14 protein-coding genes are annotated in these 12,650 nt (G+C 60.2%); 11 read left to right on the forward strand and 3 right to left on the reverse strand.

From position 1 onward, the window contains the following. Positions 1–214 (forward strand): hypothetical protein (locus EOS_RS48670; RefSeq protein WP_235443149.1); only part of this gene is annotated, 214 nt, incomplete at its 5' end. Here EOS_RS48670 and EOS_RS43120 read toward each other — a convergent pair. After that, positions 201–977, reverse strand: coding sequence for an enoyl-CoA hydratase (locus tag EOS_RS43120; RefSeq protein ID WP_047898363.1), 777 nt, complete (start codon positions 975–977; stop codon positions 201–203). The two genes, EOS_RS48670 and EOS_RS43120, sit on opposite strands and share 14 nt — an antisense overlap. Before the next feature lie 130 nt (positions 978–1,107). Between EOS_RS43120 and paaN the strand changes: the two genes are divergently transcribed. The 4 genes from paaN to paaK all read left to right on the forward strand — a co-directional run bounded on the left by paaN (position 1,108) and on the right by paaK (position 5,583). After that, positions 1,108–2,817, forward strand: a complete 1,710-nt coding sequence (paaN, locus tag EOS_RS43125) for a phenylacetic acid degradation protein PaaN (protein WP_047898364.1) — start codon at positions 1,108–1,110, stop codon at positions 2,815–2,817. 120 nt (positions 2,818–2,937) lie between these two features. Continuing rightward, on the forward strand, positions 2,938–3,735 hold the full coding sequence (gene paaG, locus EOS_RS43130) for a 2-(1,2-epoxy-1,2-dihydrophenyl)acetyl-CoA isomerase PaaG (protein WP_047898365.1): 798 nt from the start codon (positions 2,938–2,940) through the stop codon (positions 3,733–3,735). Between the two features lie 33 nt (positions 3,736–3,768). Further along, positions 3,769–4,200: a hydroxyphenylacetyl-CoA thioesterase PaaI gene (gene paaI, locus EOS_RS43135; RefSeq protein WP_047898366.1), complete on the forward strand. Its 432-nt coding sequence runs from the start codon at positions 3,769–3,771 to the stop codon at positions 4,198–4,200. 78 nt (positions 4,201–4,278) lie between these two features. After that, positions 4,279–5,583 (forward strand): phenylacetate--CoA ligase PaaK, encoded by a 1,305-nt coding sequence (gene paaK, locus EOS_RS43140; RefSeq protein WP_047898367.1) that lies wholly within the window; start codon positions 4,279–4,281, stop codon positions 5,581–5,583. Positions 5,584–5,693: 110 nt separating this feature from the next. Here paaK and mltA read toward each other — a convergent pair whose 3' ends face one another. Next, the gene (gene mltA / locus EOS_RS43145) at positions 5,694–6,857 is read right to left on the reverse strand and encodes a murein transglycosylase A (RefSeq protein ID WP_047898368.1); all 1,164 of its coding nucleotides are present in this window, start codon (positions 6,855–6,857) and stop codon (positions 5,694–5,696) included. Here mltA and EOS_RS48900 point away from each other — a divergent pair. Next, positions 6,856–6,978: a hypothetical protein gene (locus EOS_RS48900; RefSeq protein WP_047898369.1), complete on the forward strand. Its 123-nt coding sequence runs from the start codon at positions 6,856–6,858 to the stop codon at positions 6,976–6,978. The genes mltA and EOS_RS48900 overlap by 2 nt on opposite strands. Positions 6,979–7,020: 42 nt before the next feature. Here EOS_RS48900 and apaG read toward each other — a convergent pair whose 3' ends face one another. Next, positions 7,021–7,395 (reverse strand): Co2+/Mg2+ efflux protein ApaG, encoded by a 375-nt coding sequence (gene apaG / locus EOS_RS43155; RefSeq protein ID WP_047898370.1) that lies wholly within the window; start codon positions 7,393–7,395, stop codon positions 7,021–7,023. Between the two features lie 270 nt (positions 7,396–7,665). Here apaG and rpe point away from each other — a divergent pair, with 270 nt between their 5' ends. From rpe to trpD, 5 genes are all read left to right on the forward strand, one after another. Beyond that, positions 7,666–8,361: a ribulose-phosphate 3-epimerase gene (gene rpe / locus EOS_RS43160; protein WP_047898408.1), complete on the forward strand. Its 696-nt coding sequence runs from the start codon at positions 7,666–7,668 to the stop codon at positions 8,359–8,361. Further along, on the forward strand, positions 8,358–9,107 hold the full coding sequence (locus EOS_RS43165; protein WP_047898371.1) for a phosphoglycolate phosphatase: 750 nt from the start codon (positions 8,358–8,360) through the stop codon (positions 9,105–9,107). The genes rpe and EOS_RS43165 overlap by 4 nt, the downstream gene beginning before the upstream one ends. A 398-nt stretch (positions 9,108–9,505) precedes the next feature. Next, on the forward strand, positions 9,506–11,002 hold the full coding sequence (gene trpE, locus EOS_RS43170; RefSeq protein WP_047898409.1) for an anthranilate synthase component I: 1,497 nt from the start codon (positions 9,506–9,508) through the stop codon (positions 11,000–11,002). Positions 11,003–11,016: 14 nt separating this feature from the next. Beyond that, positions 11,017–11,601 carry an aminodeoxychorismate/anthranilate synthase component II gene (locus EOS_RS43175; RefSeq protein WP_047898372.1) on the forward strand — a complete coding sequence of 195 codons (585 nt, stop codon included), beginning with the start codon at positions 11,017–11,019 and terminating at the stop codon, positions 11,599–11,601. 14 nt (positions 11,602–11,615) lie between these two features. Then, positions 11,616–12,647 carry an anthranilate phosphoribosyltransferase gene (trpD, locus tag EOS_RS43180; protein ID WP_047898373.1) on the forward strand — a complete coding sequence of 344 codons (1,032 nt, stop codon included), beginning with the start codon at positions 11,616–11,618 and terminating at the stop codon, positions 12,645–12,647. The last annotated feature ends 3 nt before the right edge of the window (positions 12,648–12,650 follow it).

A 12,650-nucleotide genomic window follows, 5' to 3' on the forward strand; every position in this document is an offset into this window, starting at 1 on the left:
ACTTCGCATTTCGTCAACAGGTTTTTTACTCAACCCCGACTTTCCGATTCGCTGCGAAGCCCGTCCTGCTTGGCTCCGCGACATCCTCTATCGCGCCACGCTTCACCCACTTTCTCACTTCCCTTCGCCTCATCGAGAAGCGAAGGAACGGAATTCTAGTGCCCGTTTCAGCCTCGCGCAAGGGGTTCGCGAAAAGATTTTCAGCGATGCTTGAAAACCGGTTTCCGCTTCTCGACAAACGCGGCCATTCCTTCCTTCTGATCCTCGGTGGCAAAGAGCGAATGGAACAAGCGACGCTCGAAATGAACCCCTTCTGCCAACGTCGATTCATATGCGCGATTAACAGACTCCTTCGCCATCATCACGGCCGGCAACGAGAAGCTCGCGATTGTCGATGCTGCCTCCATCGCCTCCTCCAACAGGCTTGCAGCCGGGACAACACGGGACACCAATCCTGCGCGCTCCGCCTCGTCGGCGTTCATCATGCGTGCGGTCAAGCACATGTCCATTGCCTTCGCCTTCGACACCGCGCGCGGCAAGCGTTGCGTGCCGCCAGCACCAGGAATAACGCCAAGTTTGATTTCCGGCTGACCGAACTTGGCGGTATCGGCGGCAATAATGATGTCGCACATCATGGCCAACTCGCAGCCGCCGCCGAGCGCGAAGCCGGACACCGCTGCAATCACGGGCTTGCGAATGGTGCGCACGGTCTCCCAGTTGCGCGTGATGTACTCGCCCTTGAACGTGTCCATATAGGAGTAGCCGGCCATCATGCCGATGTCCGCCCCCGCTGCGAACGCCTTCTCGCTACCGGTCAGCACGATCGCGCCGATGTTCTCGTCAGCATCGAATTGCTTTAGTGCGACGCCAAGTTCGTCCATCAGCGCATCGTTTAGTGCATTGAGCGCCTTCGGCCGGTTCAGCGTGATCAAGCCGACTCGCCCGCGGACTTCGGTCAATAGATTCTCGTAAGCCATTCATTCCTCCTATGTGAACTCGCGCGAAAACGCTTCGCGCACACGTCTCGAAAATGCTAACATTCGCAAACCAACCGGTCGGTCAATTAATTGATCAAGCGCATATCATCGTCACTCATCCCTTGCCGCCATGACACATCCGCTATTCACGAAGCACGAAGCGACGCTTAATCAAGCGCTTGCCGCCATTGCAACACGTGGCTACTGGAGCCCGTTTCCCGAAATGCCAAGTCCTAAAGTGTACGGTGAAACCGCTAGCTCGGACGGCGAGGCGGCCTTCAAAGCGCACCTGAACCGGACGTTCGATCTCGACCAGCCAACCACCGGTGAGACGGTCGGTAATGAACGCTCGCCCTTTGGACTCGCGCTCGGAATCCGTTATCCGAAAGCGAGCGTCGACGCACTGCTGGCGGCATCTGCCGCGGCGCAAAGTCAGTGGCGCGCTGCCGGGCCCCACGCGTGGGCAGGCGTAAGCCTCGAAATCCTGACTCGGCTGAACAAGGCAAGCTTCGAGATCGGCTATAGCGTCATGCACACGACCGGACAGGCCTTCATGATGGCCTTTCAGGCAGGCGGTCCGCACGCGCAGGATCGCGCGCTCGAAGCGGTGACCTACGCGTGGGACCTGATTCGCCAAATTCCAGCCAACGCTTATTGGGAAAAGCCCCAGGGTAAGAATCCGCCGCTCGCGATGCACAAACGCTATACCGTCGTACCGCGCGGCACGGGCCTTGTGCTCGGCTGTTGCACGTTCCCCACCTGGAACGGCTATCCCGGCATATTCGCCGATCTGGCCACGGGTAACACGGTCATCGTCAAGCCGCATCCTGGCGCCATCCTGCCGCTGGCTATTACGGTGCGCATCGCTCGCGACGTTCTTCGCGAAGCGGGATTCGATCCGAACGTGGTCATGCTGCTGGCCACTGAATCAAACGATGGTCCGCTCGTTCAGGACCTCGCCCTGCGCCCCGAGATCAAGCTGATCGACTTCACCGGCAGCACGCAGAACGGCACCTGGCTCGAACGCAACGCACACCAGGCACAGGTCTATACCGAAAAGGCCGGCGTGAATCAGATCGTGATCGATTCCGTCGATAACCTCAAAGCCGTCGCCAGCAACATTGCGTTCTCGCTGGCGCTGTACTCCGGCCAAATGTGCACGGCGCCGCAAAACATCTACGTCCCACGCGAGGGCATCCGCACGAGCGACGGCCAGATGAGCTTCGACGATGTCGCGAAGACACTCGCGGCTGCCGTCGAAAAGCTGATTGGCGATCCGGCCCGCGCAGTCGAAGTGACGGGCGCCATTCAGAATGACGGCGTGATGGCGCGCATTGCCGACGCCCGGCAACTGGGTGAAGTGCTTGTGGACAGTCAATCGCTAGCTCACCCTGCTTTCCCCGATGCCCACGTGCGCTCCCCCCTCATGTTGAAACTGGACGTTCGCACCGACACCGCAAAATTCACGCAAGAGTGGTTCGGCCCGATCTCGTTCGTCATTGCTACGGATTCGACTGCGCAGTCTCTCGATCTGGCGGGATCGATTGCCGCGGAACACGGTGCGCTCACGTTCTCCGTGTACAGCACCGACGACGCGGTTGTTGACGCTGCTTACGGCGCAGCCATTCGCGGCGGTGTCGCGCTCTCGATCAACCTGACCGGTGGCGTTTTCGTCAACCAGACGGCGGCATACTCGGACTTCCATGGCACCGGCGCCAATCCTGCGGCGAACTCGGCGTTGTCCGACGCAGCATACGTAGCGAACCGCTTCCGCGTTGTTCAAAGCAGAGTGCATGTTGCACCCAAGACCGCGCCGCCAACAGCTAGCCAACCGGCATAGGTGCCCGGCCCGCAACATCGCGTGGAGACATAGGCCGTTCGACCGAATGGAAAGCGGCGGTGGGCGCGGCTAGTATCGAAGACATGCGTATTTGCACAACGTAGCGAGCAAGGAGACACCATGCACGACAACGGCAATTCAATCGTCATCAGTATCGACGCCGGCACGCACGTCGCCACGCTGACGCTGAATCGTCCCGACAAGCTGAACAGTTTCACTCGGACGATGCATGAAGAATTGAGCAAGGCGCTCGATCAGGTCGAAGGAAGCGACGCCCGTGCGTTGATCATCACGGGCGCGGGCCGCGGTTTTTGCGCTGGCCAGGATCTCGCCGATCTCGATTTCACGCCGGGAGCGATGACCAATCTGGGCGCGCTGATCGACGGGTACTTCAACCCGCTCGTGCGCCGTCTGCAGGCTCTGCCGTTACCCGTGATTGCCGCCGTCAACGGTACAGCGGCCGGTGCGGGGGCTAATCTCGCGATGGCGTGCGATCTGATCGTAGCGGGGCGTTCAGCGAGTTTCGTTCAGGCCTTTGTGAAGATCGGTTTGGTTCCTGATTCCGGTGGCACATGGCTATTGCCGCGGCGAGTCGGCGAAGCGCGGGCGCTGGGCCTTGCGTTGACCGGTGACAAGCTGGGCGCCGAGCAAGCCGAAGCGTGGGGACTGGTCTGGAAGGTCGTCGACGACGCGGAACTACAGAGCGCGGCATTGAAGCTTGCCACGCAGCTCGCGCAGCAGCCCGCGAAGGCCGTCGCCGCGATCAAGCATGCCATTCGGGCGAGCGCGAACAACACGCTCGATCAGCAACTCGATCTGGAACGCGACGTTCAACGCGAATTGGGTGACTCGCACGACTATGCCGAGGGTGTCGCCGCCTTCAAGGAAAAACGCGCGCCGCGATTCGATGGCCTCTGAGATTCGACCAAAAAATTCCAGGAGAACCCGGCAATGACGCCTGAAGAACTCGCCAACGCGACCGCGCAAGCCATGTACGAAGCGGACGCCTGTAGCCGTGCGCTCGGCATCGAACTCAAGGAGGTTCGAGCGGGGTATGCGCGCATGCAGATGAACGTCCGCGACGACTTTCTGAACGGTCACGGCATCTGCCACGGCGGACTCATCTTCACGCTGGCCGATTCAACGTTCGCGTTCGCCTGCAACTCGTACAACATCAATACGGTCGCGGCGGGCTGTTCCATCGAATTCCTACGTGCTGTCAAGGGCGGCGACCGCTTGTCGGCAGAAGCTGTCGAGCAATCACTGACCGGGCGAACTGGCATCTACGACATCCGCGTCACGAACCGTGACGGCGAAACAGTCGCCATGTTCCGCGGCAAGTCGTCCCAGATAAAAGGGAATCTGGTTACGGTGGAGTCCTGACTGACCCACTCTACAAAACACAGCGCCCGTACGAACATGATTCGGGCCATTGATCGACGATCGAGAAGGAGACATTCAATGAGCACCGCGCTTTCGCTGGACCCGATCGAGACGGCCAGCCGCGACGAACTGACGGCACTGCAACTCGAACGCCTCAAGTGGTCGCTCGCCCATGCGTATGAAAACTCGCCGGTGTACCGCCGCAAGTTCGACGAAGCAGGCGTGCATCCGGATGACGTGAAAACCCTGGCCGACCTGGCGCGTTTCCCGTTCACGACGAAACAGGATCTCCGCGATAACTATCCGTACGGTATGTTCGCCGTTCCGCACGAGCGGATTTCGCGAATTCACGCGTCGTCGGGGACGACGGGCAAGCCGACAGTAGTCGGCTACACGGCAAAGGACATTGACACCTGGGCCAACCTCGTCGCGCGTTCCATTCGTGCAGCGGGTGCACGCCGCGGCGACAAAGTCCATGTCAGCTACGGCTACGGTCTCTTCACTGGCGGCCTTGGTGCTCATTACGGCGCGGAGCGCGCAGGGTTGACCGTGATCCCGTTCGGCGGCGGCCAGACAGAAAAACAAGTACAACTGATCCAGGATTTTCGTCCTGACATCATTATGGTGACGCCAAGCTACATGCTGTCGATCGCCGACGAACTCGAGCGACAAGGCGTTCACCCCGCGGATTGCTCGCTGCGCATCGGCATCTTCGGCGCCGAGCCGTGGACCAACGACATGCGCGCGGCCATCGAGAAACGAATGGGTATCGATGCAGTCGATATATACGGACTATCGGAAGTAATGGGACCGGGTGTGGCGTCGGAGTGCGTGGAGACGAAGGACGGTCCGACGATCTGGGAAGATCATTTCTATCCCGAGATCATCGATCCGGATACCGGCGAGGTGTTGCCCGACGGGGAACTGGGCGAACTCGTGTTCACTTCGCTGACCAAGGAGGCGCTGCCGATCGTCCGCTATCGGACCCGCGATCTCACGCGGCTTTTGCCTGGCAGTGCACGGACAATGCGCCGGATGGAAAAAATCACAGGTCGCTCGGACGACATGATGATCGTGCGCGGCGTGAATGTATTCCCCACGCAGATCGAAGAGCTGCTGCTCAAACAGCACGCGTTCGCACCGCATTACCAAATCGTGCTGACGAAAGAAGGTCCACTCGATGTGCTCACGTTGAATGTCGAACCCTGCCCTGAAACGGCGCCGGATACGAACGTGCTCGATCAAGCCAAAGCGGCGCTCGCTTACGACATCAAAGCGTTGATCGGGGTCAGTGCAGTTGTTCAGGTGCTGGGGGTGAACGGTATCGAGCGGTCGGTCGGGAAAGCGCGGCGGGTGATAGATCGGCGAAAGGTAGCGAGTTGATTTAGCCCGCCGCTGTGCTCGCGGTGGGGGCAAAGCAGCGAGTTCATCAACAAACAGCCGCTCGAAGAAAACGGCTGGTCCGACTTCGCAACAACCTCCCAACCAGCCGTCTATGAATTCGGCAGCAGCAGCCACATCCGCCCGGCCTGCTTCATCCGGCCGGCGAGATCCCCGGCATCGTCGCCCAAACCCCAGAAATAGTCCGCGCGCACGCCGCCCTTGATCGCGCTGCCGGTGTCCTGGGCGAATACGAGCCGATTCATCGGCGAATTGCTCAACGGGCGAGTGGTCTGCAAGAAAACCGGCGTGCCGAGTGGAATGGAGGAAGGGTCGACCGCAATCGAGCGCTCGGGCGTAAGCGGAACACCTAGTGCGCCAACCGGCCCGGTTCCAACGCCGGCCGCCAGCGTTTCCGTTCCCGGCATCTCGCGGAAAAACACAAAGCGCGGATTCACGTCGAGCAACGCGTCCACACGCGAGGGATTCGCTTTCGCCCACGCCTTGATGCCTTGCATCGTGGCCTGTGCGGGCGTGAGTTCGCGTCGATCCAGCAGCTCACGCCCGATCGATTTGTACGGCTGGTTGTTGGTCCCGCCGAAACCAACGCGCATTGTGGTGCCGTCTTCCATCACGACTTGTCCCGAGCCTTGGATCTGCAGGAAAAACGCCTCGATCGGATCGTCGACCCACACCAGTTCGTTGCCATTTAGCACGCCAGAACTTTCAAGCTGAGCGCGTGCCGGCAGCGCGGAACCGGCTTTGAACCGATACGGCCATCGATACAACGCGTACTGATACGACCCGTGTCGGGTCCGCGAGCCTCGGAGCAGCGGCTCGTAGTAACCGGTCACGAGACCGTCGAGCGTGCCATCGGTGTTGGCCAACTGGAATGGCGTGAAGTACGCCTCGAAGAATTCGCGGGCGGCGTTCATGTCGAGATCGTCGAGCCGTTGCGCCGCCGCGCACGCCCGACGCCAGGCGGGTTGTTGCGCGAGACGGCTGCAATTCTGTCGCAGCGCGGCCGTCGCGCCGAGCAACGAATCGTCCTGCCAGCCCGGCACCTGCTGCCAGCTCACCGCCGTCAGGCGGTTAGCCGCGCGCTGTCCGGTGATGATCGGTGCGCCGGTTGGCGGCGCCAGATACCCGGACTTGCCGGCGCCACCACCGCACGAAGCGAGCAGGACAGCTGCTGTGATCGACGCCACCCAGCCCGCCAATCCGGCGAGCGAGCGGGTGAAACGCATACAATGTTCGTTCTTGATGAGAACCGCCATGTCTGATCTATTCGACGAATATCCAATGCTTATTTTTGCGCTCGAGTCTCTCGTGGCGCTGCTTCTGCTGATCTTTATCGTCGTGTGGACGGCTTCTGGCAAGAAGAAAAACAGGCGTTAGCAGCAACACACGCGCCATAACGCCACGTGCTTTAGCGCTAGTTCAGTGCAGCGTACGCGGCATGTGCAGCGCAAATTCGGCAATGGGCGCCTCGAAACGCTCGCCATCTTCTGCCACGCAAAAATACGAGCCGCGCATCGTGCCAACGGGCGTCGCAATGACGGCCCAGCTCGTGTACTCGAATTTCTCGCCCGGCGGCAGCAACGGCTGGTTGCCCACCACGCCAAGTCCCTTTACTTCCTGAACCACGTCGTCGCTGTCGGTAATGATCCAGTGGCGCGAGATCAGTTGTGCCGCGACCTGGCCGGTATTCCGAATGGTCAGGGTGTACGCGAACGCGAACTGGCGGGCATCCGGATCCGATTGTTCAGGCAGATATTGCGTCTGGACGGATACGCTGAATTCATACTGGCTCATCGCTTTTCCAATTCAAAATGTGCTGCGCGGGTTCGAACCCTTTGCGGACGGAGGTCGGCCGCGGGTTCCGCGAATTTGCGTGAACGTCAGGTGACGCATTCTGCTTGATGCAGCCGGTGCCCGCAACAGAACGCCATGGCTTGCAAGGGCTTTGTCAAGCGCCCGGAACCGCCGCGGAAGACCGCAGGGCGGGACGTTGGCCATTCGGTCAGCGGTCAAAAACGTCGTCACACTGTAAAATGCATTTTCCGCTCGCAACCGGCCGACGTCATGACGCAATTTCGCCTGTCCCCCAGTATTTTGTCCGCCGACTTCGCCATTCTCGGCGAGGAGGTCCGCAATGTGGTCGCCGCCGGTGCGGACTGGATCCACTTTGACGTGATGGACAACCACTACGTGCCGAACCTGACAATCGGCCCCATGGTCTGCGAGGCGCTGCGTCCGCACACGGACGTGCCAATCGACGTGCATCTGATGGTGCGCCCGGTCGATCGCATCGTGCCGGATTTCGCAAAAGCGGGCGCCAATGTGATCAGCTTTCATCCGGAAGGCTCGGATCACATCGATCGTACGCTTTCGCTGATTCGCGATCACGGCTGCAAGGCGGGCCTGGTCTTCAACCCGGCCACGTCGCTGAATTATCTCGATCACGTGATGGACAAGGTCGACCTGGTACTGATCATGTCGGTGAATCCGGGTTTCGGAGGGCAGTCTTTTATTCCAGAAGCGCTCAACAAGCTACGCGAGGTGCGCCGGCGTATCGATGAATACTGCGAGCGGACCGGTCGTGAGATTCATCTCGAAGTGGACGGCGGCGTCAAGATCGACAACATCCGGGAAATCGCGGAAGCCGGCGCAGACACGTTCGTGGCGGGATCGGCGATTTTCGGCAAACACGATTACCGCGACGTGATCGCCCAAATGCGCGCCGAGTTGGCGAAAGTTAATACCGGGGAAGCACGATGAGCGAACTCACGGCAGAACTTCCGGCGTTCACGAACAAGACGTTGCGCGCGGCAATCATCGACCTGGACGGCACGATGATCGATACAGCAGACGATTTTGTGGCGGCCCTGAACGGCATGCTGGCGCGCATCGGCACGAAGGCGACTGAGCGCGACGAAGTGATCGGCTATATCGGCAAGGGGTCGGAGAACCTGATCCGCAGCGTACTGGCCGTGCGTTTTTCAGCGCTAGAGGCAACCACGAAGTTCGATGACGCGCTCGCCATCTATCAGACCGAGTACGCGCGCATCAACGGACAGCGCGCCACCCTCTTTCCTGAGGTCACCGAAGGCTTGAAAGCGCTGCGGGATCTCGGTCTGCCGCTGGCGTGCGTAACGAACAAGCCACACCGGTTCGCCGTTGAGTTGCTGACAAAATTCGGCTTGGCCGAGTACTTCAAGGTCGTGCTCGGGGGCGATTCCGTCCCGCAAAAAAAGCCTGACCCCGCGCCTATGCTGATCGCCTGCGAACGGCTTGACGTGCTGCCGCGCGAAGCTGTGGCGATCGGCGACTCGGAGAATGACGCACTGGCGGGTCGTGCGGCAGGCATGGCGACGCTTACAGTGCCTTACGGTTACAACCACGGCAAACCCGTGCACCTGGTGAAATCCGATGGTATAGTTTCTTCCCTGCTGGCTGCCGCACAGGCAATAGCAGCAACCATGGCCGCGCCCGATGCACCCGGCGCGACAACATCGACTGACTAGTTCAATCCTCATGTTTCTGAACAAAAAACGGAGTCTGAGCAGCATCGACCGGGGAGCCTGGCCCTGGCGTCGCTGGTCGCGCTAACCTCGCCTGAGGTCCGCCGAAGCTCGTCTTCGGCAACCGTTTTTTGTTTCGCTGCGCATTCCGCGCGCCGATCCCGCCGACTTGTTTTATCTTGATGCCAGGCCTGATCCGCATCATTCGCTGCGCCCGAGTTTTAGCTTGAGGCTTCACCGTTCCCCCGAACGGCTACAGCCCCGATAATCGGAACAGCGCGTGAAGTCTCAGCCGATGCACAAACCAAAGCGGGTTTCGCGCCACGCGGTAAATTGCCCGCAGCGCCCAGTGTGTGCTCGATGTCGCCAAACTCAACAAGCGACACGTAAAGGATCAGAACATGACCGAACTCGAATTCCAATCGCTGGCGAATGAAGGTTTCAACCGCATTCCGCTGATCGCCGAGGCGCTTGCCGACCTCGAAACGCCGCTCTCGCTTTATCTCAAGCTCGCTCAAACCGAGCGCAATGGCGCTAACTCTTTCCTGTTGGAATCGGTGGTCGGCGGCGAGCGCTTCGGCCGGTACTCGTTCATCGGCTTGCCGGCCCGAACCATGATTCGCGTGCAGAACGGCGTATCGGAAGTGCTGACCGACGGCAAAGTAATCGAAACGAGCGAAGCCGATCCGCTGGGGTTTATCGAAGAGTTTCAGAAACGCTTCAAGATTGCGCAACGCCCGGGATTGCCGCGTTTTTGCGGTGGCCTGGCCGGGTATTTCGGCTACGACGCCGTGCGTTATATCGAGAAAAAGCTCGCGCATACGGCTCCGCGCGACGATCTCGGACTACCCGATATCCAGTTGCTGCTGACCGAGGAAATGGCGGTTATCGACAATCTCGCCGGCAAGCTATACCTGATCGTCTATGCCGATCCGACCGTGCCCGAAGCCTTCACGAAGGCCAAGCAGCGTCTGCGCGAATTGCGCGCGCGTTTGCGCACGACCGTGCAGCCGCCGGTGACGTCGGCGAGCGTACGTACAGAGACGTATCGCGAGTTTGCGAAGGACGATTATCTGAACGCCGTGCGCAAAGCGAAGGAATACATCGCGGCCGGCGAATTGATGCAGGTCCAGGTTGGCCAACGCCTGGTGAAGCCGTTCCGCGATAACCCGCTCTCGCTGTATCGCGCATTGCGCTCGCTGAATCCGTCGCCGTATATGTATTACTACAACTTCGGCGGCGAATTCCATGTGGTGGGCGCGTCGCCGGAAATTCTGGTGCGGCAGGAAAAGCGCGGGGACGAGCGGATCGTCACGATCCGCCCGCTCGCCGGTACCCGTCCGCGCGGCAATACGCCAGAACGCGACGCTGAACTCGCCACCGAATTGCTGAACGATCCGAAGGAAGTGGCCGAACACGTCATGCTGATCGATCTGGCACGTAACGACGTGGGCCGGATTGCACAGACGGGATCTGTGGTGGTGACAGACAAGCTGGCGATCGAAAAGTACTCGCATGTCCAGCACATCGTAAGTTCGGTGGAGGGTAAGCTGAAACCCGGCACGACCAACTTCGACGTGCTGCGCGCCACCTTCCCCGCCGGCACGCTCTCAGGCGCACCGAAAGTGCGGGCGATGGAAATCATTGACGAGCTGGAGCCGGTGAAACGCGGTTTGTACGGCGGCGCTTGCGGTTATCTGTCATTCACTGGCGAGATGGATCTCGCCATCGCTATCCGCACCGGTCTCATCCACAAGGGCAATTTGTATGTGCAGGCGGCGGCGGGTGTCGTCGCGGATTCGGTGCCCGAGTCGGAATGGCAGGAGACGGAGAACAAGGCGCGAGCAGTGCTGCGCGCCGCCGAGCAGGTGCAAGACGGCCTCGATAGCGACTTCTGATCCGGAGACAGACCATGCTGCTGATGATCGACAACTACGATTCGTTCACCTATAACCTGGTCCAGTATTTCGGCGAACTGGGCGAGGACGTGCGGACCTTCCGCAACGACGAAATTACCCTCGATGAAATCGCGAAGCTGAATCCCGAGCGGATCTGCCTGTCGCCCGGGCCGAGCAACCCGCAACATGCGGGCATCACGCTCGACGTGCTGCGCGAGTTTTCTGGAAAGATCCCCATTCTCGGCGTCTGCCTGGGCCATCAGGCTATCGGCGAAGCGTTCGGCGGACGCGTGGTACGCGCGCAAACCATCATGCACGGCAAGGTGAGCACGATCGAAACCGATTGCCGCGGCGTGTTTTCCGATCTGCCGAAACATTTCAGCGTGACGCGTTATCACTCGCTCGCGATCGAACGCGAGTCGCTGCCGGACTGCCTGGAAATATCGGCGTGGACGCCCGACGGTGAAATCATGGGCGTGCGCCATAAGAAACTCGCGGTCGAGGGCGTGCAATTTCACCCGGAATCGATTCTGTCCGAGCACGGCCATGCGCTGCTCGAAAACTTCGTCAAGAGCCCGGCGCAAGGCATTCGCGCGTGAACCGAGATCCGATCATGACTATTACGGCCCAGGAAGCGCTGCAACGGACGATTGAGCATCGCGAGATTTTCCACGACGAAATGCTCCACCTGATGCGCATGATCATGCGCGGCGAAATGTCGCCGGTGATGTCCGCCGCGATCATCACCGGTTTGCGCGTGAAGAAGGAAACCATCGGGGAAATCGCTGCCGCGGCGACCGTGATGCGCGAGTTCGCGAATCACGTGAGCGTGCCGGACGACGCCAATCTCGTCGATATCGTGGGCACCGGCGGCGACGGCTCGCATACCTTCAACATTTCGACAGCTACGATGTTCGTCGCGGCAGCCGCCGGCGCGAAAGTCGCCAAGCACGGTAATCGCGGGGTATCGAGTAAATCAGGTAGCGCCGACGTGCTCGAAGCGCTGGGCGTGAATATCGATTTGAAGCCGGAACAAGTGGCGCAATCCATTGCCGAAACGGGCATGGGTTTCATGTTCGCGCCAAACCACCATCCGGCCATGAAAAACATTGCGCCGGTGCGCCGAGAACTCGGCGTGCGGACGATTTTCAACATCCTCGGTCCGCTGACCAATCCGGCCGGCGCGCCGAATCAGTTGATGGGCGTGTTCCATGAAGACCTGGTCGGCATCCAGGTACGTGTGATGCAGCGGCTCGGCGCACAGCACGTGCTAGTGGTGTACGGCAAGGACGGCATGGACGAGGTATCGCTGGGTGCGGCAACGGTAGTGGGTGAGCTGCGCAACGGCGAAGTTCGCGAGTATGAGATTCACCCCGAAGATTTCGGCTTGCAGATGGTGTCGAACCGGACGCTGAAAGTGGCCGACGCGCAGGAATCGAAGACCATGCTGCTCGGCGCGTTGAACAACAAGTCGTGCGTCGCGCGCGAAATTGTGACGCTGAACGCGGGCACGGCGCTATATGCCGCGAACGTGGTGGAATCGATCGAGGCCGGCATGGCTGTCGCGAAAGAGGTGATCGCGAGCGGACAAGCGCGCGAAAAAGTCGATGAACTCGTGCGTTTCACGCAGCAATTCGTCAAATAAAGG

Source organism: Caballeronia mineralivorans PML1(12) (assembly GCF_001028175.1).
Lineage (GTDB): Bacteria > Pseudomonadota > Gammaproteobacteria > Burkholderiales > Burkholderiaceae > Caballeronia > Caballeronia mineralivorans.

Excerpts from the sequence above, each read along its gene's own strand:
- paaI (WP_047898366.1), top strand. The coding sequence starts at position 3,769 with ATGACGCCTGAAGAACTCGCCAACGCGACCGCGCAAGCCATGTACGAA.
- trpE (WP_047898409.1), top strand. The coding sequence starts at position 9,506 with ATGACCGAACTCGAATTCCAATCGCTGGCGAATGAAGGTTTCAACCGC.
- EOS_RS48900 (WP_047898369.1), top strand. The coding sequence starts at position 6,856 with ATGTCTGATCTATTCGACGAATATCCAATGCTTATTTTTGCGCTCGAG.
- rpe (WP_047898408.1), top strand. The coding sequence starts at position 7,666 with ATGACGCAATTTCGCCTGTCCCCCAGTATTTTGTCCGCCGACTTCGCC.
- apaG (WP_047898370.1), bottom strand. The coding sequence starts at position 7,395 with ATGAGCCAGTATGAATTCAGCGTATCCGTCCAGACGCAATATCTGCCT.
- EOS_RS43175 (WP_047898372.1), top strand. The coding sequence starts at position 11,017 with ATGCTGCTGATGATCGACAACTACGATTCGTTCACCTATAACCTGGTC.
- paaK (WP_047898367.1), top strand. The coding sequence starts at position 4,279 with ATGAGCACCGCGCTTTCGCTGGACCCGATCGAGACGGCCAGCCGCGAC.
- trpD (WP_047898373.1), top strand. The coding sequence starts at position 11,616 with ATGACTATTACGGCCCAGGAAGCGCTGCAACGGACGATTGAGCATCGC.
- mltA (WP_047898368.1), bottom strand. The coding sequence starts at position 6,857 with ATGGCGGTTCTCATCAAGAACGAACATTGTATGCGTTTCACCCGCTCG.
- EOS_RS43165 (WP_047898371.1), top strand. The coding sequence starts at position 8,358 with ATGAGCGAACTCACGGCAGAACTTCCGGCGTTCACGAACAAGACGTTG.
- EOS_RS43120 (WP_047898363.1), bottom strand. The coding sequence starts at position 977 with ATGGCTTACGAGAATCTATTGACCGAAGTCCGCGGGCGAGTCGGCTTG.
- paaG (WP_047898365.1), top strand. The coding sequence starts at position 2,938 with ATGCACGACAACGGCAATTCAATCGTCATCAGTATCGACGCCGGCACG.
- paaN (WP_047898364.1), top strand. The coding sequence starts at position 1,108 with ATGACACATCCGCTATTCACGAAGCACGAAGCGACGCTTAATCAAGCG.